We start from the raw sequence: 23,458 nt of genomic DNA, 5'->3' as shown, positions 1-23,458 counted from the left end.
CCGCTAAGCTACCATTAGAACAGTTTATGTCGCCTGAGAACCTTTATAAACTGAAACCTCTATGAATCATCTAACCAAGCGCAAAGGTCGAATGGTTATAGCTGCTGTCTTGAACCCAGGCATCCGGCAGAACGGATCTAGCTCTGGTCTGGTGGCCCGATTCACATTCTGAATGCCGCCCCAATGCATCGGCACGAACAAGGTATCCTCCCGAATCGAATCTTTGATGCGCGAACGAACCGTGAAGCTTCCGTACGTCGATTGAATCTCTACCCACTCTCCATCGTGAATGCGATAACGGGCAGCGGTAGCCGGGTGAAGTTCAACAAAGTTCTCCAATTCACGAGCTGCCAGTGCCGGACTGCGATGTGTCTGCACCCCTGTAAGATAATGAGGCAGCACACGCCCATTGGTGAGAATTAAGGGGAACTCCGAAGATATATCATTCCAACCCGGGCTGGATTCAAATGTGAATGCCGCTTTGCCGTCCGGGTGAGCGAATCGTTCACCGAACAGCAGCCCTTCTCCCTGCTCCTCCGGGGCAGAACATGGCCAGTATACACCTTTCTCGTTACGCAAGCGCTCATAGGTAATGCCATAGTAATCAGCCACTCCGCCACGACTCGCCACTCGAAGTTCATTAAAGATATCCTCAGCAGTGTCATATTCAAAATAAAAAGCTTTACCCAATTGCGCGGCAATCCGGCATAATATCTCCCAATCATCAAGCGTTTCTCCCGGCGCAGGCCGCCCCTGTTCACGGAGCAGAACACGCCCCTCCAGATTGGTCAGTGTACCTTCATTCTCCATATAAGATGTAACCGGGAGAACCAGATCAGCCATGCGTGCTGTCTCCGACAGGAACATATCTGCCACGATCAGAAAGTCCAGCTTGCGCAGACCTTCTTCCACCAAACGCACATTGGGATTGGATACGACCGGGTTGGAGCCCATTACAAGCAACGCCCGAATCTCCTGATCATGGACCTTCTCCATCATCTCGTAGGCGGATACCCCTTTGCCTGGCAGACTTGCAGGTTCCACACCCCAGACGGATGCCACATAGGCACGATCGGCTTCATTTTCAATGGATCGATAACCCGGTAGCTGGTCAGCCTTCTGCCCATGCTCCCGTCCGCCCTGCCCATTGCCTTGACCTGTGATGGCACCATATCCGCAGCCTTCTCTACCAATTTTGCCAGTTGCCAGAACCAGGTTCAAAAAGTGTCTCACTGCCATATGTCCATCCGTCTGCTGCTCCACACCACGTGCTGTCATGATCATGCCTGTCTCTGCCTCACCGTATGCCATCGCCGCCTGACGAATCAGCGCCAGATCAACCCCGCACGCTTGTGCAGCCTGTTCGAGTTGCAGATCAGCCAACCCTTGTATCAATTGATCGTAACCATGCGTTCGTTTGTCTATAAAATGAGGCTTCACCAATCCGGCATCCATAATCACCTTCAACATGCTGTCCGCCAGCAGAGCATCCCTGCCAGGCTTCACCTGTAAATGAAGGTCGGCAATGGCAGCGGTTGCCGTCTTGCGTGGATCAATAACGATAATGAAGGCTCCGTTCTCCTTCGCTTGATTGAAGTATGGCAGAAGAGTAGGTTGGCATTCGGCAATATTGGTACCTGCGAGTACAATGCAGCCCGCCTTGGAAATATCGGACAGGCGGAACGTCAAGCCACGGTCCATCCCGAACACTTTACTGCCTGCTGAAGCCGCAGCTGACATACAGAACCGTCCATTGTAGTCGATATATTTTGTCCCCAATGCAACTCTGGCGAACTTACCGAGCAGATAGGCTGTTTCATTTGTCAAAGATCCGCCTCCGTAGACTCCGACCGTATCTGCTCCGTATAAATCCCTCAAGTCCTGAAACCGCTCTGCGATGGTCTGAATGGCCTCCTTCCAGGAACAGGGTTCAAGCTCACCATTGCGACGAATGAGCGGATGCATTAATCGTTGACCACTGAGCGCATGTTGATGCGCATTCATACCCTTCACACACAACCTGCCCTGAGAGGCTTCATTCGGAACACCCTGAACCGTATACTCACCACGACGCTGGCCTGCAACAGGTGCAGCCAGTTCTTCAACAGTCATCTTGCACTGCACACTGCAATACGGACACTGGGTTTCCTTTACATACAGCTTGGAGGCTGTTGGTTCTGAACTCACGGATAATCCCATCTTTCCATCCCCGCCTTTCATCTATATATCAGCTTGAAGTGTAGCTGCAAGTTCCTTCTGTAACTGGTCATCCAGCAGCGTTTCCCGAATCGACATGAATCCCAATCGTTCCGTCCATGCCCATAACGGCTCATCATACCAAGCGGTTTGGCGATACCATTGAAGACAGGCTGATGCGAGTGTGGCCGCTTGCACCTCTGTTTCAGCCACCCCAATCAAGCCACCTTGTTTGACCGGATGCTCTGCATGACCGCCTGCGTAGATCTCCCATCCAGCTGGTGAAGCCAGCAAGCCAATATCCTGCACCAGTGCGCTCACCAATGACCCCGGCCCTGGTGCAACTCCCATATTCACCGGCGACGGCATCGCAGCGCCGATCCAACTCTCACGAAGTTGTGCAGCCAACCCCTTGGCATCTATTGCATAGGATGAAAGCGGGATCTGATCATCCCAGCGCACCTGAACCTCTGAGTGAGCTTCGATCTCTCGAACAACCATCGTTCCACCGGATACCTGTAAGTAATAATGAATTACGGGACGACATACCGAGCAACCAAGCTCCGAACCCCAACCCAGCTTCTGCAAGATCAAAGATATGTCTGGTAGCCCTGTCTCCAGAACATTGATGTCAGCCAGTATTCCCTTCAACTCTGCATGCCCAAGATCCGTACAACTGCACACAGGCATTGGAGCAGGTTTATCCGGTATGGCTACCACACCAGTACCCCCGTTATTTTTCAGGTTATGCGTATGTTTCAATAGAGCAACCACCATCGGACGACAGCCACCGCATGAACCCGACGCTTTAGTCTGCTCCTTCACCTGATCTGCCGTCTCGAGACCCTGTTCCTGAATAGCTTTCATAATGGCCGCCTTGGTGACATTGTTGCAGGCACATACGGTCTCCTGAGCCGGTAATGCCGCAGCAGCCATCTCAGCCGGGTTCGGAGCCAATTCCGCCACATCCGCACCTCGTTGCACCAGTCCAAGCAATGCCGTTCCTTCGGTTGTATCTCCAAATAAAATGGCTCCACGCACTTTGCCAGCCTGCATCAGCACTTTTTTATATGTGCCTTGAATGCCATCCAGATGTTGAATGGCGGTCTGCATGCCTTCCCCACTGATCTCACCCGCCGAGAAAACATCAACCCCCGATACCTTCAGTTGTGAATAAGGAATTGAACCCTTATATTCAGAAGTTTCCTGTCCACAGAGTGTACGTGCGAGTACTTTTCCTTGCTCGTATAAGGGGGCCACCAGACCATAACTAATTCCCCGATGTTCAGCACATTCCCCAACTGCGTAGATATCCGATACATTGGTGCGCATATAGTCATCTACCATAATTGCCCGATTGGTGGCGATTCCGCTTCGTCTGGCCAGATCCACATTTGGTCGAATTCCTACAGCCACAATGACAACCTGAGCTTCAAGCTTGGAACCATCTGTGAACTGAAGGCCCTGAACCTGTGATCGCCCGGTAATTTTCTGCGTATTTTTGGCCAAAAGAAAGGACATACCCTGCCCTTCAAGTTCCTGTTGAAGCATCGCGGCAGCCTTCTCATCCAACTGCCGGTTCATAATGTAAGGTGCGTTATGGACCACCACAGCTTCCATGCCCAGATGCAGCAACCCACGTGCAGCCTCCAGCCCAAGCAATCCACCACCAATGACTGCGGCCTTGCGATAGGTTTTGGAATAATCAGACATGCGCGTACAATCGTCAATTGTTCGGAAGGACATGACCCGCTCTTTATCCATTCCCGGAATCGGTGGGATAAAAGGTGAAGACCCTGTCGCCAGAATCAGGACATCATAGGTTTCTTTTAGTCCGGATTCTGTCTCTATATATTTTCCACGGGTATCAATGCGGTGTACCGTTTCACCTATACATAGCCGTATATGATGCTCGGCATACCAAGTCCAATCATTGATAATGATATCCTGTAACGAATGCTCCCCCTGCAATACTTTCGATAACATGATCCGATTGTAATTGGGACGGGGTTCATTGCCGTAGATTACAATCTCATACGTATCAGGCTCCAGTGCGATAATCTCTTCGACACACTTCACTCCAGCCATGCCATTCCCGATAATCACCAGTTTGCTTCTACTCATGGGCTGCCCCCTATCTCTCTCACCTGAAAATAAACAGAAAAATCCCTTCTCCATGATTTGGAAAAGGGCACCGTTGCCTCCGGAATCCACACGCCTTTGTGTGGATTCATATTAGATTCAGATTAAGGGAATCTCAATCTAATGTCAACTAAATTAACATTAAAATGTGAATAGCAATTAAAAAATGAATTATTCAAAATTCAATGTAATTTTTGTTGACATATATATTTTCTCTTGATTATAATTTGAATCAAAATCACAGTGCTGTGATCAACTCAGATGCGGGAACACAATGACGTGTACCGCCTGTCGGCAACGGGGCCGCAAATCGTTCAGATCTGGACGATTTGCGGCCTTTTTCTGCCTCAACACGCACATAGACAAATCACGAAGATCTCAATTGGATGAGGAGCGATGATGGATGATGGAGAGCAAAAGTTTTTGGAAAAGCGGGCATAAGCCCACCCTCTTCGGGGCGTTTATGTATTTTGACATCAGTTTTATGATATGGGGGATGCTGGGTCCACTCGCAGTGGTCATTGCATTGGACTATCCGATGACTCCGCTGGAAAAGGCCAATCTGGTCGCATTGCCTATTCTCGGCGGTTCCATCCTGCGCCTTGTGCTTGGCTTCATGTCTGATTATATTGGTCCGAAACTGACCGCACAGATCGGGATGCTCGTCACCTTAGTTCCTTTGTTACTCGGCTGGTTATGGGTCGACTCTTTAAGCCAACTGTACGTGGTGGCACTCTTGCTTGGTGTTGCAGGCGCCTCCTTTGCTGCTGCGCTACCTCTGGCAGGCCAATGGTATGGCAAGGAGCATCAGGGTCTGGCCATGGGTATTGCCGGGGCGGGTAACAGCGGAACCGTACTCGCGACGTTGTTTGCCAATCGCTTGGCTACGCATTTTGGCAGCTGGGAAGTTGTGTTCGGACTTGCTATTATACCGATCGTTATTGTATTCATCCTCTTTTCTATCTTTGCCAAGAATAGCCCTAACCGGCCTGAACCCAAGAAATTGTCCCAATATGGAAGTCTGCTTAAACAAAAAGATGCTTGGGTATTCTGTGCCTTCTATTGTGTGACCTTTGGTGGCTTCGTTGGATTATGTAACTATCTCACCATCTTCTTCAACACCCAGTATGGGCTCTCTCCAGTTCGTGCCGCTGACATTACCACCTTCTGTGTAATCGCAGGCAGTTTCTTCCGGCCTGTAGGGGGTTATCTGGCGGACAAAATTGGCGGAACCCGCATGCTGACTTTCCTGTACACTGGAGCCTGCATCATGTTGATCGGAGTATCCTTCATGCCACCGCTTCCTGTGGTAGTAGTCATGCTGTTCCTCGGTATGATGTGTCTGGGAGCCGGAAATGGCTCCGTGTTCCAACTGGTTCCCCAACGTTTCGGCAATGAGATTGGCCTGATGACAGGTATTGTGGGTGCCGCTGGCGGATTGGGCGGGTATGCACTGCCGCTGATTCTCGGTCAACTGTATAGTAGCTATCAATCCTATACGCCAGGTTTTGTCATTCTTAGCCTGATTGCAGCAGCTTCCCTGTTCCTGGTTCTCTTCATGCAATCCCGCTGGCGTGTGAGCTGGTTGAGCCGAGGTAACAAAGGCATGGCGGAATCGACATCCCTCTCTTCCTGAGGCGTACAACCACTCGGCATTAACCAAGGTACAGTGTTTACGAGTGATCCATAAGTAAGCAAAGAACAGCGTAGCCCCATCAGGCAGCGCTGTTCTTTGCTTACGGCTTTCTTTCTGCTTAAGATGAATATTTTTGAAGAACAATAACCGCATTATGACCGCCAAAACCAAAGGAATTAGACATCCCAATCCGCAAATCCGCTTTTCTTGCCTCGTTTGGTACATAATCCAGATCACATTCGGGGTCCCTCTGCTCCTGATTGATGGTTGGAGGAATGATGCCATGCCGCAGACTTTGAATAAGTGAAATCGCCTCCGCACCACCTGCTGCACCAAGCATATGTCCCGTCATGGACTTATTCGCCGTAACCGGAATATCATAGGCACCTTTACCGAAAAGTTGCTTAATCGCTCTTGTCTCAGACAGATCACCTGCCTCCGTACTGGTGGCATGAGCGTTAATCACATCAATGTCCTCAGGTCCAATCTGAGCTTCTTTCAGTGATGCTTTCATCGCCAGATATGCACCCCGTCCTTCCGGGTGGGTAGCTACCATATGATACGCATCTGAACTGGCACCATATCCAATCACTTCGGCAAGAATATTCGCCCCTCTTGCTAGAGCATGAGACAGTGATTCCACAACCAGAATTCCAGCACCCTCCGCCATGACAAAACCGTCTCTCCCTGCATCAAATGGACGGCTGGCTGCTTGGAACGCTTCATTTCGTGTAGACAACGCTGTCGCATTACCAAAGCTTGCCAGTGACACTTCCGTTACAGCCGCTTCTGTCCCGCCAGCAATAATGACATCGGCTCCGCCATGACGAATTAACCGGAAAGCCTCTCCAATGGCTGTATTGCCAATGGAACAAGCTGTTACTGGCGATAATGTCGGTCCCCAGCAACCAAACCTCATACTGACCATAGCCGCAGCCATATTGGAGATCATCATGGGTACCAGTGTTGGGCTGACTCGCGCAGGTCCCCGTTCTGACAGGACCTTGCCTTGTTCCATCAGTGTCTGGATGCCCCCTATGCCTGAACCAATATATACACCTACCCGTTCACGGTCCAGTTCATCCATCACAAGACCCGATTGTGATACAGCCTGATCCGCAGCAGCAACAGCGAATTGAACGAATCGATCCATACGTCTTGCTTCCTTGCGTCCAAAACGCTCTTCACCATCAAAATCACGGACCACTCCTGCGATTCTGGTTTTGTACGAAGCTGTATCAAAATGTTCTATAGGTGATACACCTGATCTACCCTCAATTAATCCATTCCAGAATGTATGTACATCATTTCCCAAAGGAGAGATGACTCCCATACCTGTAATCACGACTCGTTCCATGTCCATCCTCCTTCAGCGCTGTTGTCTACCTTACTCTTACGCTCTGCCACTAATAGTGCACTTTTGAATATCCTATTACAAGTTGTCAATTATAATAGTATAATGACTACCATGATAACGAGGATTGAAGGTGATGGATTGAACTACGATGTCAGGTTGCAGGCATTGTCCACTTTTCTGAAAACACAGCGTTCCAAAATTTCTCCCGAATCGGTCGGTTTACCCACTGGAAGTCGGAGAAGAACGCCTGGGCTGAGAAGAGAAGAGGTTTCCCAACTGGCAGGAGTGAGTACAACATGGTATACCTGGCTTGAACAAGGTCGGGATATTCAGGTATCCCATTCCGTGTTGGATAACATTGCTTCAGCACTAAGGCTTACTGCAGATGAACGAAAGTATCTATTTTCCCTCGCCATGGACCATCATACGGAGCTGCCCACACTGGAAGAAGAACCGGTTCAACTTCACCCTTCCTTGCAGAAAATTTTGCAAGAACTTCATCACTGCCCTACCGTGATCTCGGATCGGCGTTGTTACATTGTCGGCTGGAATGATGCAGCCCGGCATGTTTTTATGGATTTTGAACAGATCGCCCCCGAACAGCGGAATATGATCAGTCTGTTATTTGATCGAAAGGAGTTTCGCAGGCTCGCGGTGAACTGGGAGGATTTTGTTAGCGGATTTCTGGCAATTTTTCGTGCTTACTATGGCCAGTATGTTGATGATGAATGGTATAATTTATTTTTGGATGACATGATGAACAGACATCCCGATTTTCATACCCTTTGGAAACAAAGCAGCGTCAGTAGTGCCCCGGACGTTTTAATCGAATTCAGGCATTCCAAAGCAGGCAAAATGTTGTTTGATCTGACTTCCTTGCAGGTTCAGGGTAGTTCCGATCTTCGTTGCAGTGTCTACACCCCTGCGCCAGAGAGCGCTACCGAGCGCAAACTGATGCGCCTGATCGAGCGTGAAGCTGATCCACATCTTGGCAAGCATTAAATCGGAGTCTCTCACCTTCTTGGAGTCATGTTAGAGTCTTGACTTCCTCATGTTGCATGTTTTAAATATCAGGTATATTAAGTAATTCATGGATCTTAGTCCTTCTTCAAGAAGGGGGGGGTTCAGAAAGGAATATCATGACGAAAGTGCTTATCATAGAGGACGACAACATGTTAGGCGATACATTATCCTTGTATTTGCAAGGTGAAGGGTATGATGTTATCCGTGTCGATAACGCAAGAGATGGTCTTCTACAGCTTCAAGCGCGGCCTGATATCCTGCTTCTTGACTTGATGCTCCCTGATTCGGGTAATAAGAATCCTAGTTCTCTCATGCGCCAACATACGGCAATCCCCATCATTGTCATCTCTTCCTTAACCGAGGTTTCTGAGCGGATTCGATCATTAACAGATGGGGCTGATGACTATGTATGTAAGCCTTTCAGCATGCAGGAGCTGAAGGCACGTATTGAGGCCGTATTGCGTCGTTACTCCATATTAAACAGCTCTGTTGTCACTGAACAGGAAACCGGAATATCTCTCGACCTAGCGCGAAGAACCGTTCTGTTGAATAACCAGCGCGTGGAGATGACATTTTCCGAATTTGAGATCATGAAGCTGTTTATTCTCAATCCTGGCAAAGTCTACAGTCGGTATGCCCTGATCGAAGCCATTCGTGGTATTGATGCCTACATTAATGATCGCACCATCGATGTGCACATTACCAAACTCCGCAAAAAAATTGAGGTCAATCCAAAAAACCCCCAATACATTCAAACCATCTGGGGGGTCGGATATAAGTTCACACCTTAAAACAACACAGCTTTATTCAGATCACCATGGCAGGGACTCGGTAATTTTATCAATTTCCTGTTGTACCTTCTCCAATGCCAAACGCAGTTCCTCTTCTTTGAACACCGGACGGAACAAGAGCGATTCCAATTGGAGAACTGCACACATCAGGTCCACTGCATGCAGATTCGCAGCTACGCCTCGAAGAGAATGAACACTACGAATGACATCTGCAATCTGCTGTTGCTGATGTTGAATCGCCAGTTTTTTCTGAAACGAGCCATACCCCATTCTGAATTTCGTGAGCGCATATTGCAGAATATGCGGCTTGCCGTCCATCTGTCTGATCGCCTTATCTGCATCAATTCCATTGATCTCTCTTATGCCTTTTAGATCAATCCATATTTCCAAAATGTCTGCGAGCTGTTGTTCATGTATGGGCTTAGTCAGTATGGCATTCATGCCTGCTTCAAGATATAATTCATGGTCCCTTTTTAAACTATTCGCTGTAAGCGCGATAATAGGTGTACGATCATATTTCCTCATCTTGCGAATGTGCCTTGCTGCATCAATTCCATTCATATCTGGCATATAGAGATCCATCAGAATCAGTTCCCATGTTTGTTCGTCCAATTTCTTCAAAACCTCTGTGCCACTGTCTGCCAGCGTCACCTTGAATCCGTTATGTTCCAGCAGGGCCCGAATGGCCAGTTGATTGATTTCATGATCTTCAGCGATCAGAATGTGCCCTTTGGATTTAAGCAAGTAGGATTCATCACCTTCTATCATCCGGTTTTTCTCCAATGGCCCTTCACCCTGAAGTGCAAGTAATACTTCGAACAATCCCAGACGTGTAATCGGTTTGATCATCAAGAGATCGGGGCGAAAGGATCTCTCCTCACTCCACAGGGCATTTTCACTAAAAGCATGGGTATAACCCACCATTTGAAATTTGGTTTGATTCATTCGCTTCATGAAACTATCCCATGACGATCCGTTGACGGTCTCCTCTGCATCCATATCCAACATGATCAACATCGAACTTGCCCCATCTACATGATGGACATACCAATCACTTTCCATCATATGGTTCAAGGAAGTATACAGCGTCGGATTCATCCCGAATGAATAGAGCAGTTGCTTCAGATTTGCGCCCATCCGTTCATCATCTTCAATGATAACCACATCATTCGCACCATATAGGAGAGGGTGTGTCTGCAGGGAGAAACTCTCTTCTTCTTCCGAATCTGCAAGTTCAAATATCAAGTCGAATGAAAACAGACTGTACTCTCCCAGCACACTATCCACCCGCAAGCTTCCTCCCAAAGAGGTGACCAGAAGGTAACAGATGACCAGCCCAAGACCAGAGCCACCGTATGTTCGATACGTCGAGGGTTCCGCTTGAGTAAACGGGACAAAGAGTCGTTCCAATTGTTCGAGTGACATTCCGATTCCCGTGTCCTCTACCTCAAAACGGACATGAACTCGCTCCGCCTCCAATGAAAGAACCTCTGCCTGCAACGTTACATATCCATGCTCCGTAAATTTAATCGCATTACTGAGCAGATTCAATAACACCTGTTCAAGTCGGAACGGATCACCAATCACCGTTAATGGCAGATCTGGATCGGTTGTAAAGATTACTTCGATATCTTTGTGCCCGATGGCCACACCGATCTGATCTGCCACACGTTTGATCACATCCTCTGGTGAAAAAGAGACCTTCTCCAAAATCAGCTTGCCTGCCTCAATTTTCGAAAAATCAAGAATATCATTTACGAGGGCAAGCAAGGTTTGGGAGGACGCGTTGATTTTACTCAAATAATCCTTTTGTTGTGGAGATAGATCTGTTCGTTGAAGCAACAACGAAAAGTTGATAATACCGCTCAGTGGGGTACGAATCTCGTGGCTCATGAATGCGAGAAACTCACTCTTCGCCTGGCTTGCTTTGTCGGCCTTAACACGTCTATAGTGATCCGAAATGTCATGAATGACTGCCTTGATTTTTTCACTCGAGTTTAATACTTTAACAGGGGATAGGTGAACCCGAACATGCTGCTCATGACCTTCTCCAACAATGAAACTCAATTCCGTATCCTGTGCTATATTGTGATGTAAGGCTTTTTGGAAAACGAACAACCAGTTCTCCAGCTGCTCAATGAACAACAATTCTTCAAGCTGACGCCCAATCACTTCCTGCCTGCCGAGACCGAGAACATCCAGAAATTTTTGATTCACTGACACAATACATCTGTTGCTATCCAAACCGACAAACCAGCCTGCCGACACTCGCTCAAGTGTTCGATATCGCTCTTCACTTTCTTGAATCCTTCGTTTAACCGCTCTGTGTTCCGTAATATCAAGTCCATATCCCACCACATATTTCACCACACCCTCTTCTCGCAGAGGGCGAACGTTCACCAACGAATAGTAACCTCCATGCTCAATCTCGTAAAAAAAAGATTCCCCTTCCCATGCCCGGTTAAACTGCTTTCGCAGAAATTCTACCTTTTCCTGAGGTAAAATATCCAATGTGCCCAGTTTGTAATCTTGCTTCAGACTACTCATATCCAAGCCCAGTCGGGAGAGCATCTCTCCCTCAAGCAAAAGATACTCGAATTTTCCGTTCTGTTTTCGGATTTTAAAAGTAAAACCCGGCTGCATACGAAGCATCTCTAGCATTTCCTGATCCCTCTGAATGACCAATCTCCTATATCGATGATTTTGGTTCAGATAATACAGGAATAATATAACGGACAGCAGGCAGATACATTGAAAAAAGAGAATCTGCCCCATCATTAGCAGAGAAGGGGAATTTGTCTTTAGTGCAGAAAACTCATACACGGTAATCAACAGCAACGCTCCGGTCAACCACTTCTGTATAAAACCCCTGATATACTTAAAGATCAGACATATGGCTACAACAAATAACAACTCTGTCAACGCATACTGCCAGTTCTCCAACAAGGGATTACGCCCCATATTAATCCGAAACATCCACATGAATGCGAAAGTAACGAATGCAGAGCCACTCCCACCAAAATAAGCAGCAAGCAGATACACAATGGCCCGGAAATTCAACAATGTACCATCCTCAAGCACAATAGAGAAATAATAGAGCGCAGTGCCCAACATGCTCAGCGTAATACCAATAATGATCCGAGTCGTGATGGATGTTGAACGGGTAGCATTTGTATGGTTCAAATAGTGATGAATTAGGAAAACAAAGATCAAAATTAGCGTGAAATTTAATACAAGATCGCGTAGCAAATGGTCACCGTCCACATTACGACTTCAGGATTTCATGCATTCAATGAATGTTGTCAGATTCATGGTCGCAGTTCCTCAGTACACAAATCATAGTATGCCGTGCTCCCTTATTCAATTGACGATATTGACCATTTTTTTGAAAATAATTACTACTTTCAGCTAACATCCCCTTATCACCAAACAACGTTTTTTTTCATGAAAATTCATCATTAAATATGCTGATATAAAAAAGAGAATCATCCAAATGAACCGATGTAATCGTAACTTGGGCTTCCCACACTTCCTGATCAGCCTTCATCAGTTTGGCAACGCCGGACCAGGTCTGATTTCCTCTCCAGTGGGTATCCATTAGCAATCGGGCAGGCTGACCTATGGTGCTCTCCCGTGAGAATCCTGTTTTGGTTACATAAACGGAATTCACATCCAGAATCACACCCTCCTCATCTGTAATCATGACCGCATCCGTTAGCAGTAAGAAGGCTTTGAGTTCCAGTTGCATGGTTGTCCACTCCCTCTAATGAAACATGATGTGATGCTGTCCCTGTGATACTCTCTTCTACGATCCCGTTTAATACTTAAACTGTCTAATCAGGCGCTGCAGCTCTTCAGCCAGGGTAGACAAGCCACGAGCCGAGGAAGAAATCTGCTCCATCGCCGCCAGTTGCTCCTCTGAGGAAGCGGCCACTTCTTCGGAAGTTGCGGCGTTGCCTGACGCAATGCCTGCCAACTCATTGGATACAGCAGATACTTCCTGCACACCTGCTGTGATCTCTTGCGACGTGGCAGCAATCTCTTCAATTTGAGGTGTCGTTTCCCGCATGCTATCCAGAATACGTTCAAACTTCCGAATCGCTTCTGTAGAGATGTCCATGCCCTCTCCAACCTCTGAAGTCACCTTCTCCATCATGCGAACGGAAGCAGCCATATCTTCCTGAACCGCCGTAGTCAGCACGGTGATTTCATTGACGGACTGCCCGGATTGCTCTGCCAACTTGCGAACCTCTGCTGCTACAACGGCGAATCCATTGCCATGTGTACCTGCACGAGCAGCTTCAATGGATGCGTTCAGCGCGAGTAGGTTTGTCTGTTTGGCTATATTTCCGATTAACTCCGTGATCGCTGATATTTGATGTGATCGTTCATATAACGCCTGAATCAATTGGTTTGTCTGTTCTACCGTCTCTTGAATCGATTGCATCTGACTCACCGTCTGCTTGACGGTGTTGCCACCTTCTTCTGCTTGCACGGTTGTATGTTTCGCCAAATCAGCGACATGTATGGAACGTTCGGCGATTCTTGTAATACCAATCGTAATTTCATTCATGGCCTGATGGTTATGTTCAATACCTTCGGTCTGTTTCTCCGCACCACTCGCAATTTCCTGAATGGCTCGCGCTACCTGCTCACTGGCTGCACTGGTTGATTCCGCACTCTGAGTCATTTCATCCGATGAGATGACTACCTGACTGGCGCTGTTCTCCACATTTTGAATCAACACACGCAGATTGCTCTGCATTTTGCCAAAAGCCTCACTCAGTTCACCTATTTCATCATTACTTGTGCTTGTAATGGTCTGGGTTAGATCCCCTTCACTCACCTGAATCGCCTGAACCTTCAACTGACGAATCGGTTTAACAATGGATCGCATCACCAGCCAGATGATCAAAATCCCGATGACTAGAAAAGAAACAATGACCATAATCGTTCGATTCAGAATAGGCGCAGCGGCATCCTCTACTTCAGAAGAAAACATGGTGCCTGCGACCTTCCATCCCGTTGATTCATTCGTGGCGTAATACATGACCTTATCAACCTGATCAAAGGTATAGTTGAAATTACCGGATTCATTCGCATACACCGGTTTCCAAAAATCCTCTGTTGCATCTGTTCCGGGTTCCATCGTGGGATGGTAGATATACTTTTCGCTGGCATCCAATAGGATCAGATATCCCTGTTCTCCCACGTTAATTCCACTTACCAAGGTACTGATATTCGACAGATTCAGATCCAGCTGGACTACTCCAGATTGGTCTTCCAGTGCCTTTGCAATCGTAATGGTGATATCTTTTGTCTCGGCAGAAATATAAGGGTCTGTAACAATGACTTGCTGTGGAGTAATCATCGCTTCTGTATACCATGGTCTTGTTCGCGGATCGTAATCTTCAGGCATCTCCGCATCAGAGGACATTAGATACACACCTGCCTCTGTGCCTACACCTATGGTGATGATATCTTTGTTCTGTGCGGCATACCCCTTCAATTCGTTCACAACCCGAACCTCGGCATCTTCTTGACGTAATTCCTCGGCGAGTGTATTCGCATAATATTCAATGTGGTCGCGCTTGGCATTAATCGAAAGATCGATGGTCGCACTGGCAAGGTTCACGTTTTCCATTGCACTATGTAGAATTTGCTTCTCAACTTCATTCTTCGCACTGTTATAAGACAAAACTCCAATACTGAACGATGGAATGGCCAAGAAAGCAATAAAAGACACCACCAGTTTCGTCTTAAAATTATTATGGATCTTGTTGAACCAATTCGATTTGCTATTTTTTCGGGACAAATTTCTCTACCTCTTCCAGATAAATTTTAGTTTTACTTGATCTACTTATAAGTTGAACTAGTGATTATTTACACTTGCCACTCCGATGACAGAACAACCTTCCAATCGCTGAATGATTCATACAACTTATATAGCTCTTGTAAAGCTCTCATAGATTGTAAACCATCTTTTCAAAAAACTAGGTCTCACTTCTTGTGAAAAACACTCTTTACACTAAAAAAACTCGAACAAATCTCTTCATTTATAATCCAAAAGAACTATTTTCAAACAAATTATACGAAAAAACTATTAAATAAAGTGTTCCGGGGATATGACCAAATTGTTAAATTTTTAAATACTTGTTAATAAGCACGCGGATGACAAAAAAAAGATCCAAGCGTTATCGCTCAGATCTAAAGGTTATTTACATTGGACCAACGTATTCTCTATTTAAATGCCGGGATCGCGATATCTGCATATTTCTCTTCGAAGAAGGCTTTGACCTCTGGACCCGCCATGCGTTTAGCCAGCTTCTGGATCGCTTCGGAATCCTTATTATCCTCACGAGCAACCATGGTGATTGCAAAATGGGAATCATCCTTCTCGGTTAACAGTGCATCCTTTTTCGGTGTAAGACCGAGCGGACTGGCATATGCCGGAGTCATGGCTACCAGATCAGCATCATCCATCATACGAGCCAGCATCAACAAGTCCACTTCCTCAAACTTGAAGTTCTTTGTATTCTGGGTGATGTCTGCCTGTGTGGCGTTAAAACCTACGCCCTCTTTCAGCTTAATCAACCCGTTTTGCTCCAGCATCACAAGAGAGCGACCAATGTTGGAAGGATCGTTTGCAATTGCAATCGTTGCACCTTCTGGCAATTCCTCAATCGTTTTGTACTTTTTGGAGTAGCCGCCATAGATGGCATTATAGATAGGCTGTACAGCCACCAGATTGGCATTGTTCGCTTCATTATACTGGGTCATGTAAGGCACGTGTTGGAAGAAGTTTGCATCCACTTCCTTATTCGCGAGTGCCGTATTTGGTTGAACGTTATCGGACAGTACAACAACTTCCAGGTTGACGCCATCTTCCTTCAATAGCGGTTTAACAATATCCAGTACATCTGTCATCGGTGGAATCAACGTGGCTACTTTCAGCGTAACTTCTTGTGCAGCTTGTGTATCTTCTTTTGTTCCTTCAGCCGCAGGTGTTTCTTCTTTTTTGCCACAAGCAGCTACAACCAGCATTACTGCAAGCAACATAAGCATCATTTTCACTTTCATTTCATGTCTACCCCTCATCGTATAATCTGTATTGGTTATTCTTAATAATGCACGGTCCAACCGTTCAGGATCTGCGATCCAGCCAGTGGGACAGTCTGCTACCTGTGAATTGGATCATCTGTACCAGGATAATCATAATGATGATCGTAAATACCATAATCTCCGTTTCGAAGCGCTGATAACCGTAGCGAATGGCAAAGTCACCAACCCCGCCGCCACCTACAATACCCATCACCGTCGAGTAAGAGATGAAGCTAATCGTAGCTGTCGTGAGTCCCAGTACAAGACCAGATCGTGCCTCCACGTACAAAAATTTCACCACAAGTTGCATCGTTGATGCCCCCATGGAAGCAGCAGCTTCAACTACTCCCCTCGGTACATCCAGCAACGCTTGTTCCACCAGTCTGGCGTAGTAGGCAATTGCAATGACCGAGAGTGGCACGGTTGCCGCCAGCGTACCGATGGAGGTTCCCACAACAATCCGTGTGAATGGAATCATGAATACAACCAGCAGTAAGAATGGAAACGAACGAACGATGTTGACGACACTGCCGAGTACAAAGGACAGCGTTTGATTCTGATACCGTTGTCCTCTCCGGAATAAGTACAGCAAAGTACCCAGAGGTAACCCGATCAGAACAGCTGCCGCAATGGAGATGCCCACCATGACAAAAGTCTCTCCGATCGCCTGCCATATCTCATGCTGATACTTCAGCACAGACTCAGGTAACCTCATGACTTGTCCTCCTGTTCTGCCTGACGGAACAAAGACGAACCTGTCATCCCGTATTCGTCACCCGCAAGCAAGGAGGTCAGCAGATCAGGCTGCGGAGCAGGGATACTGCTCACTTCCGCTTTAGACAACGTACGAACGAGTCGCCCATCCTTCATGACGGATATCCTGTGACATAGTCTGCGAGCCACTTCCATCTCATGCGTTACTACAACAATGGTCACGCCCAGCGTTTCATTGATATGTCGCAGCACATCCAGAATACCGTTCGTGGTCTGTGGATCAAGCGAAGAGGTCGGTTCATCACAGAGCAGCACATCCGGACGACTAGCCAGCGCTCGTGCAATGGCCACACGCTGCTTCTGTCCTCCGCTAAGCTGAGCAGGATATTGACCCGCCTTGTCTTCCAGTCCAACAAACCGTAGCACCTCAAGTCCACGTTCAACTCGCTGCGCACGGGGCATACCCGCAAGCTCCAATGGCATGCAGACATTGCCACTCACCGTTCGGTTACTGACCAGATTGAAGTGTTGAAAGATCATGCCAATGGATCTTCGTGCCTGACGCAGACTCTGTTCATTCATCTGGGTCAAGTGCTGCCCATTCACAACAACTTCACCATCATCAGGCTTTTCCAATCCGTTGAGCATCCGCAGAAGCGTGGATTTGCCTGCACCACTTGATCCGATGATGCCATGTATTTCTCCTTGTCCCACTTCGAGGGACACCGAGCTTAATGCTTCGAATCCCTGATCTGCACGGGAACCGCGCTCGTTATAACGTTTGCTTACACCATATAATGAGATCATGGAGAGTCCTCCCGTGAATGATCATGCATGGTTCTTCAAGAACACATGAAGAAAGCCCGCACAGCCGATAACCGGAGCGCGAGCAAGCCTGTTCATTTATAATAAATCAACATCCCTTACGAGACAAGCTTTTAAGGTGAGATTGCCTCCTGAAGGCGGCTGGCTTCATATACACGAAAACGTCCGTTGGACGAACCCACGTACACTTCATTGCCAATTCGGTTAATCATTCCATTCTTCGCATCCCGGTCCCGGTGCTCCGGGTTTCCCATCACAACATCATGTACACGACCTAACAGTGCTCCATTCTTTTTGTTCATTACGAGCAAATTCTCGTCCATGGGCAGCAGCAACTGATCATCAATGACCAGATAACTTCCCTGATTCGTCGGATGCCTTAGTGTTGCAATCGTATCTTTGGCATCCCAGCGCGTCTCCCCCGTATTATAATCCACAGCCGCCGGGTAGCCATTCTTAATCACATACAACTGATCCTCTTCCACCAGTCCTCGTTCAATCTTGCCCTTGAGCGTCCAGCGTGTTTTGCCTGTCTTGGCATCATACAGGATGGTTGTAAAATCTTCATATTCGCCGTAATGATTGCCATTCTTGTTCTCACGGATCAACAGCATGCCATCATTCAGCTCCTCAAATCTCTGTCCTACCCGAGCAGGAAATTGGGCAAGCTTTTTCCCCGTGTTCAGATCAAGCAAAAGCCACTGATTATCTAGTGATAGCCATCTTTCAGCATTCCTGGTTGCAAAGGGATCAAGACGTTCAATTCCACCAAAATATGGATCATTCCAAAATTGTTCTATGGTGGATCGTTTGCCCTTTAAGCTCCATACGGTTCGCCCTGATTGCGGATCGGCTGCAATCAGCTTATTCTTTTCCCAATACAACACATAGGGGTCATCTGCACTCTTGTTTAATAATTCATAACCTGTAGCCAGTTTTCGCGTCCACAATGTTTTTCCGTTTGCACTGTCCAGAACCGTTAACCAACTGTTGCTTGAGCTCTCAACAACCGGGTTATCCACAACCACAACGTTCTTCGCAGCGGTGATGCCATTTAGTCTAAAATTTTGCTTAGGAGTGTACGTCCACATGACCTTTCCGTTCTTCAAGTTCAGATGACGAATACGATCCACGTATTTTTTCTTATCAGGGTCATAATCGGTGTAGATTGTAACGTATTTGCGCTCTGCATCCACCTCTGCCTGCTGTCTTCCAAAGCCCCCATTAATCCCCCATAATTTCTGGCCCGAATGTCGGTCAAGAGCATATATGGAACCTTCGTAGTAATCCCCGCTAAATCCGCCGTCATCCCCTTTCATCAGGAGCACATCATCCGTGGCTACTTGTAAAAAAGTGTAGTTAATATCCCCCTGGTTGGTCCATACCGGTTTCCAAGGGATTGTCGTTGGCAGTGTTGTGCCATAGATTTTTGTTGTGAACCCATATTCATCCGCCCGACTGATGTTCCAATCGGAAACAACAGCATTTCGATTATCCTGTGCTAAATTCCAGCGTGTTCTGACCAGTCTGCCATTCTTGTTGAATGTGACCAGAAATTGCGCATCTTCCCGCTCATATCTCCAGGTCTGTCCAATACTCATTGAATAACCCGTGAAATTTAGATTGCTTGAACTCTCTTTCCAATCCGGCTCGCCTAACCACCCAGCCACTTGTTTGGAGGTGGTTGCCTTGTTCAGCTTAATATCTGTCAGATGGCGTATAACCGAAGTTGGCAGCGATGCATGCTGTTGGAACCAGCCATCCGCCACATTCATCCGCTGTTCTATAGCCTGTGCCTTGATCCAGAAGAGTCCTGGCCGATACGTGAAGGATTCTTTATTCCAGACTCGTGGGGCAATGGAGACCCCATACCATCCCTTCCACTTTGCAACAATAACAGCCTTATCTGTTAGCGCTTTCTCAAAAGACCAGGTTGTAGAACTATCTGGAGCCAGATACAGCTTGCTGCCGGATTGGAGTGTGAAGCTTTGGGGAGCTGTTTCCGTCATGCTTCTACTCTCCTTCAGTGCATACCAACTTGGCAGCCAAAAGTTTCCATGATCGGTTGACTTAAGCTGCACCCACTCGCCTCGAACCGAGGCCAACGTATACTTTTCGTTTTTTGTTGTATAGTATTCAATCCCCATCTGGTCAGCAGCCACACTGCCGTCCCTTCTGTTTTTGAACAGAGGGATGTCATTAATAAGCGTAACGGTGTCTCCTTTTTTGTAAGCTAACTTTGCAGTTAAGACTTGGGAACTTGCCCCCAATGCTTGTGGCGTTGTAGCCGAAGCTTGTCCTTCAAGGGCGACCATTTTGGAATCCAGCAGCATCCATCCCGTCAACAGCATAGCTGATAATCCAGTCATGGTAATCCATTTGTACCCCGTTCTCTGCCAGTCAAGACCCGTCTTCACTCTCGTTCATCCCCATCCATTAGAAGTTATTTCCAATAGAGACGCAGAAAAAAGGAAAAAGTTACCGTTTACCTCAATATATTTCTATCTATCTGCCCGTATTACCTTACATCCACCATCGTAGCATGATAAGGAAAGGTGACCCCAATGTAATAAGCAGCGGTTAAGGTGAGCATATAATAAAATACAAACCACAGATCAGCTCGGGAATAGCCAATCTGAGTGTAATACGTTCGGCTCGCGCCATCCGTAAACCCTTTCGCTTCCATCGCTACCGCCATTCGCTGTGCACGGCGAATGCTCTGTGCCAGCAGCGGAATAGCGTAACGCTTGAGTGTACGATACACATTCCAGCGAGAGCCGCGTTGCTGTGTTCCACGAATACGAATCGCATAACGGAGCGTCTGGAATTCATCCAGCAAAATGGGGATCATGCGCATCGCGGCCAAAAAGCTATAGGCATATTTTGCAGGAAGCCGCCATTGCTGCATCAGTGAATAAAACAGCCTTACCGGCTTCGTTGTCAGTCCGAACAGCAGGCCAGCCGCTGCCATGCTCAACGAGCGAAAACCCAAGTGTAGACCGCGATAGAAACTCTCTTCGGTTATGTGGATCAGTCCCCACTTATACCATGTGGTCTCGCCCTTACCAAACATCATCATACCTGTAGACGTCGAGATAAACACCAGAATGAATGGTGATGCGTACAGCATCAATCTATACCATGGATGACCTGTCCAGCACAGTAACAGCATCATCGCCAACGCAACGTTGGTCATTACATTCAGATTGTGAATGAGGATAACGATGACAAACATCATCGACAGAATGATCATCTTTAATCCCGGATTGACGTTATGAAGCCAGGTTTCACGGTGAGGAAACGACAGTTGCATCAGATAACCTCCCCTCATCTACCGTCCAGATTCGGGTGCAATATCTTTTTACAATTTCACGATCATGGGTAACCATAACAATGGCTGTTCCCTCTCTCCGCAATTGCTCCAGCTGTGCTAACATGGCAAACGTATTGCGGGCATCCTGTCCAAAAGTAGGTTCATCCAACAGCAGTATTCGCTGCTCTCTCACCAGTGCAGAGGCAACGCTCAAGCGTCGTTTCTGCCCCATCGATAATTGGTAGGGATGGCGCTCGGAGAGGTCTATTAGCCCAAATTGATTCAACATATGATCAGTCCTGACAAGTCTTTCTTCCGTTGTCAGCCTGCCCCCCAGCAATGAGAATTCTACTTCTTCCGCGACCGTGTTGGTCACAAATTGAAACTCCGGGTTCTGAAATACAAACGCAATTCGATCTGCAAGCTGCTCTGTTTTGCCAGAAGGCTGACCGTCCACCTCATAATGACCTGTTGTTTTCAGGATATTCATCAGAGATAACAACAATGAACTCTTGCCAGCTCCATTAGCTCCGACAATACCAATCCAGTCTCCATGCCATACCTTGGCCTGCTCCACCTGAATGAAAGGTGTTTTCCCACGCCATCCGGTGAACTGTTGCAAGTCCAGTGCAGGCAGATAGGCGGGTGATACAGGCGAAAAGGATGAGTCGTGAGATATGGGGGATATACCCGGTGTATCGGATAAGCCAGACGATTGCTGTGCTTCCAAACTTGAGATGCCGTGATCCACACACACTTGAAGCTCTCCAGAAGCACTTCCCTCTTCTTGCTTAGCTGCCTGCTCTTGCTCCTCCCATATGCCTGGATACCAGATTCCATAAGCCTTCAGCTTGCCCCGTTCATCCGTAAATACCTGCTGTGCTGGCCCATCCGCCACAATCTTTCCTTCAGGTGATAACACAATGATGCGGTCGACCATATCCACAATCTCGTTTATTTTGTGTTCAACGATGATGATCGTTTTGTCACTGGCGATTCGTTTGACGGTATCCCACACCTGGGAAGTCCCCTCATCATCCAGCAGTGCAGTGGGTTCATCCAAAAACAATACCTCCGAATCCATGGCAAGCATCGAAGCAATCGCAAGACGCTGCTTCATCCCCTGAGACATGGACTGGATCAATACACGATTCTGTTCAAAGGATAACCCCACTTGTTTCAGATAATATTCAATCAGAGCAGGCATCTCTTCACGCGGAATATTTCGGTTTTCCAGCACAAATGCGATCTCTTCATCCGTAAAGGACATACAGAAATGGGTATCCGGATCTTGAAAGACCACTCCTGCTTGGGCGGGAACCTGAATATCATCACATTTCATCGGAATCTCTACCGAACGTGGAATTAAACCGCTCAAAATTTGCAATAACGTCGATTTACCGGAGCCACTCGGGCCAAGCAACAGCACTTTCTCTCCTTGACGCACAGAAAGAGACAAGCCTTGAAATACCAAGGCTTTCTCTCCCGGGAACTTGCATCTTAGATTTGTCACACTTACCGCTTGCGAATTCCCCTCTCCGCTCATCTAATCCAGCGCCTCATAATCCTGTTTCGATACCGGTCTGAGTGAGCGTGTTACACCGGTCAGTTCCAATGCTTTGGCGAGATAATAAGCGAACACTCCTGCAATCAAAATGCTTCCGATGAAGCGGAATCCGATAAATAACGTATAATTCCACGCCGAGAGTGAATCAATATACCCGTACTGGTAATCCAACAAAAGCGAAGCTGCTGCAGCTCCTATGGCTGCAAGACAGGTGACAAACAGATTGGTTTTGCGATACAAAAATGCGGCGAAGAATATCTCTGCTCCCAATCCTTGCAACAGACCGTATACAAGTGTGGACATGCCCCATTCACTACCCAGAAAAGCACTTACCGTTGAAGCCGCAACTTCGGCAAGAATAGCCACGCCTGGTTTACGAATGATAACAAAAGCAAACGTGCCCGCCATAAACCACATACCGTAGATCATCTGCTCCGCATGAACGCCAAATGGTTTCATTAAGTCATATGTAGGTCCCCATATCTTGTAAATCACCCCAAACACTACTGCGATCACGATGGTTACCAGAATATCCGTTAGTTTCAATCGCTTGTTGCCTGCTGTTGTTGCCATGTTCTCTACGTCCTTCCTTTGTTCCCTGTGGGGGTTATAAAAGTGTGTGTTCAAAAAGAGTGGTTTTCAGTACCAAGAAGATGGGCTGAATTCCATATTCGATGCTGATGATGCCGTCAGGCATCCTTCGTAATCAAAAGCAGACTTTTTGAACAACCTCTAAAAATAAACGAAAAAGCCTCCCCGGTTCCGGGCAGGCCTTACGTACAGTGTACAATCC

The 23,458-nt window shown here is 47.2% G+C and carries 16 protein-coding genes; 3 read left to right on the top strand and 13 right to left on the bottom strand.

Annotated elements, in window-relative coordinates; all coding sequences use genetic code 11:
- Window positions 1-66: 66 nt before the first annotated feature.
- Complete coding sequence (gene nasC / locus BS614_RS08385; RefSeq protein ID WP_074096743.1) at window positions 67-2,199, bottom strand: assimilatory nitrate reductase catalytic subunit NasC; 2,133 nt, start codon at window positions 2,197-2,199, stop codon at window positions 67-69.
- Window positions 2,200-2,220: 21 nt separating this feature from the next.
- Window positions 2,221-4,320: a nitrite reductase large subunit NirB gene (gene nirB / locus BS614_RS08380; protein WP_074093633.1), complete on the bottom strand. Its 2,100-nt coding sequence runs from the start codon at window positions 4,318-4,320 to the stop codon at window positions 2,221-2,223.
- A gap of 424 nt (window positions 4,321-4,744) precedes the next feature.
- Here nirB and BS614_RS08375 point away from each other — a divergent pair, with 424 nt between their 5' ends.
- Window positions 4,745-5,974 carry a nitrate/nitrite transporter gene (locus BS614_RS08375; protein ID WP_047844097.1) on the top strand — a complete coding sequence of 410 codons (1,230 nt, stop codon included), beginning with the start codon at window positions 4,745-4,747 and terminating at the stop codon, window positions 5,972-5,974.
- 118 nt (window positions 5,975-6,092) lie between these two features.
- On the opposite strand, the gene fabF is transcribed toward BS614_RS08375, so the two are convergent.
- Window positions 6,093-7,331, bottom strand: coding sequence for a beta-ketoacyl-ACP synthase II (gene fabF, locus BS614_RS08370; RefSeq protein WP_074093632.1), 1,239 nt, complete (start codon window positions 7,329-7,331; stop codon window positions 6,093-6,095).
- Between the two features lie 138 nt (window positions 7,332-7,469).
- On the opposite strand from fabF, the gene BS614_RS08365 reads away from it, so the two are divergent.
- Together BS614_RS08365 and BS614_RS08360 are read left to right on the top strand one after the other, a co-directional pair.
- Window positions 7,470-8,333, top strand: a complete 864-nt coding sequence (locus tag BS614_RS08365; protein WP_074093631.1) for a helix-turn-helix transcriptional regulator — start codon at window positions 7,470-7,472, stop codon at window positions 8,331-8,333.
- Between the two features lie 137 nt (window positions 8,334-8,470).
- Window positions 8,471-9,145, top strand: coding sequence for a response regulator transcription factor (locus tag BS614_RS08360; RefSeq protein WP_074093630.1), 675 nt, complete (start codon window positions 8,471-8,473; stop codon window positions 9,143-9,145).
- Between the two features lie 21 nt (window positions 9,146-9,166).
- Here the strand turns inward: BS614_RS08360 and BS614_RS08355 are convergent, their stop codons facing one another.
- From BS614_RS08355 to BS614_RS08310, 10 genes are all read right to left on the bottom strand, one after another.
- A complete protein-coding gene (locus BS614_RS08355) occupies window positions 9,167-12,409 on the bottom strand; it encodes a hybrid sensor histidine kinase/response regulator (protein ID WP_074093629.1) in 3,243 nt (1,080 codons plus the stop codon).
- A gap of 178 nt (window positions 12,410-12,587) precedes the next feature.
- Entirely contained in the window at window positions 12,588-12,893 is a 306-nt protein-coding gene (locus BS614_RS08350) for a PAS domain-containing protein (protein WP_036672654.1), read from the bottom strand.
- A gap of 69 nt (window positions 12,894-12,962) precedes the next feature.
- Window positions 12,963-14,960, bottom strand: a complete 1,998-nt coding sequence (locus tag BS614_RS08345; RefSeq protein ID WP_074093628.1) for a methyl-accepting chemotaxis protein — start codon at window positions 14,958-14,960, stop codon at window positions 12,963-12,965.
- Window positions 14,961-15,385: 425 nt separating this feature from the next.
- Window positions 15,386-16,225 (bottom strand): MetQ/NlpA family ABC transporter substrate-binding protein, encoded by an 840-nt coding sequence (locus tag BS614_RS08340; RefSeq protein ID WP_074093627.1) that lies wholly within the window; start codon window positions 16,223-16,225, stop codon window positions 15,386-15,388.
- A 64-nt stretch (window positions 16,226-16,289) separates the two neighbouring features.
- Window positions 16,290-16,961 (bottom strand): methionine ABC transporter permease, encoded by a 672-nt coding sequence (locus tag BS614_RS08335; RefSeq protein ID WP_047841707.1) that lies wholly within the window; start codon window positions 16,959-16,961, stop codon window positions 16,290-16,292.
- Window positions 16,958-17,767: a methionine ABC transporter ATP-binding protein gene (locus BS614_RS08330; RefSeq protein WP_053061448.1), complete on the bottom strand. Its 810-nt coding sequence runs from the start codon at window positions 17,765-17,767 to the stop codon at window positions 16,958-16,960. The genes BS614_RS08335 and BS614_RS08330 overlap by 4 nt, the downstream gene beginning before the upstream one ends.
- 131 nt (window positions 17,768-17,898) lie before the next feature.
- Window positions 17,899-20,202: an outer membrane protein assembly factor BamB family protein gene (locus BS614_RS08325; protein WP_074093626.1), complete on the bottom strand. Its 2,304-nt coding sequence runs from the start codon at window positions 20,200-20,202 to the stop codon at window positions 17,899-17,901.
- A gap of 101 nt (window positions 20,203-20,303) precedes the next feature.
- Window positions 20,304-21,098, bottom strand: a complete 795-nt coding sequence (locus tag BS614_RS08320) for an energy-coupling factor transporter transmembrane component T family protein (protein ID WP_074093625.1) — start codon at window positions 21,096-21,098, stop codon at window positions 20,304-20,306.
- Window positions 21,073-22,644 (bottom strand): ABC transporter ATP-binding protein, encoded by a 1,572-nt coding sequence (locus tag BS614_RS08315; protein ID WP_074093624.1) that lies wholly within the window; start codon window positions 22,642-22,644, stop codon window positions 21,073-21,075. Before BS614_RS08315 ends, BS614_RS08320 begins: the two co-directional genes overlap by 26 nt.
- Window positions 22,645-23,238, bottom strand: a complete 594-nt coding sequence (locus BS614_RS08310; protein WP_036672660.1) for an ECF transporter S component — start codon at window positions 23,236-23,238, stop codon at window positions 22,645-22,647.
- Between the last annotated feature and the right edge of the window lie 220 nt (window positions 23,239-23,458).

Origin of the sequence: Paenibacillus xylanexedens, from assembly GCF_001908275.1 — a bacterium.
Taxonomy (GTDB): domain Bacteria; phylum Bacillota; class Bacilli; order Paenibacillales; family Paenibacillaceae; genus Paenibacillus; species Paenibacillus xylanexedens_A.
This window is presented reverse-complemented; position numbering and strand designations above follow the sequence as displayed.

Excerpts from the sequence above, each read along its gene's own strand:
- BS614_RS08310 (WP_036672660.1), bottom strand. The coding sequence starts at position 23,238 with ATGGCAACAACAGCAGGCAACAAGCGATTGAAACTAACGGATATTCTG.
- fabF (WP_074093632.1), bottom strand. The coding sequence starts at position 7,331 with ATGGAACGAGTCGTGATTACAGGTATGGGAGTCATCTCTCCTTTGGGA.
- BS614_RS08335 (WP_047841707.1), bottom strand. The coding sequence starts at position 16,961 with ATGAGGTTACCTGAGTCTGTGCTGAAGTATCAGCATGAGATATGGCAG.
- BS614_RS08330 (WP_053061448.1), bottom strand. The coding sequence starts at position 17,767 with ATGATCTCATTATATGGTGTAAGCAAACGTTATAACGAGCGCGGTTCC.
- nirB (WP_074093633.1), bottom strand. The coding sequence starts at position 4,320 with ATGAGTAGAAGCAAACTGGTGATTATCGGGAATGGCATGGCTGGAGTG.
- BS614_RS08360 (WP_074093630.1), top strand. The coding sequence starts at position 8,471 with ATGACGAAAGTGCTTATCATAGAGGACGACAACATGTTAGGCGATACA.
- BS614_RS08320 (WP_074093625.1), bottom strand. The coding sequence starts at position 21,098 with ATGCAACTGTCGTTTCCTCACCGTGAAACCTGGCTTCATAACGTCAAT.
- BS614_RS08315 (WP_074093624.1), bottom strand. The coding sequence starts at position 22,644 with ATGAGCGGAGAGGGGAATTCGCAAGCGGTAAGTGTGACAAATCTAAGA.
- nasC (WP_074096743.1), bottom strand. The coding sequence starts at position 2,199 with ATGGGATTATCCGTGAGTTCAGAACCAACAGCCTCCAAGCTGTATGTA.
- BS614_RS08350 (WP_036672654.1), bottom strand. The coding sequence starts at position 12,893 with ATGCAACTGGAACTCAAAGCCTTCTTACTGCTAACGGATGCGGTCATG.
- BS614_RS08375 (WP_047844097.1), top strand. The coding sequence starts at position 4,745 with ATGGAGAGCAAAAGTTTTTGGAAAAGCGGGCATAAGCCCACCCTCTTC.
- BS614_RS08340 (WP_074093627.1), bottom strand. The coding sequence starts at position 16,225 with ATGAAAGTGAAAATGATGCTTATGTTGCTTGCAGTAATGCTGGTTGTA.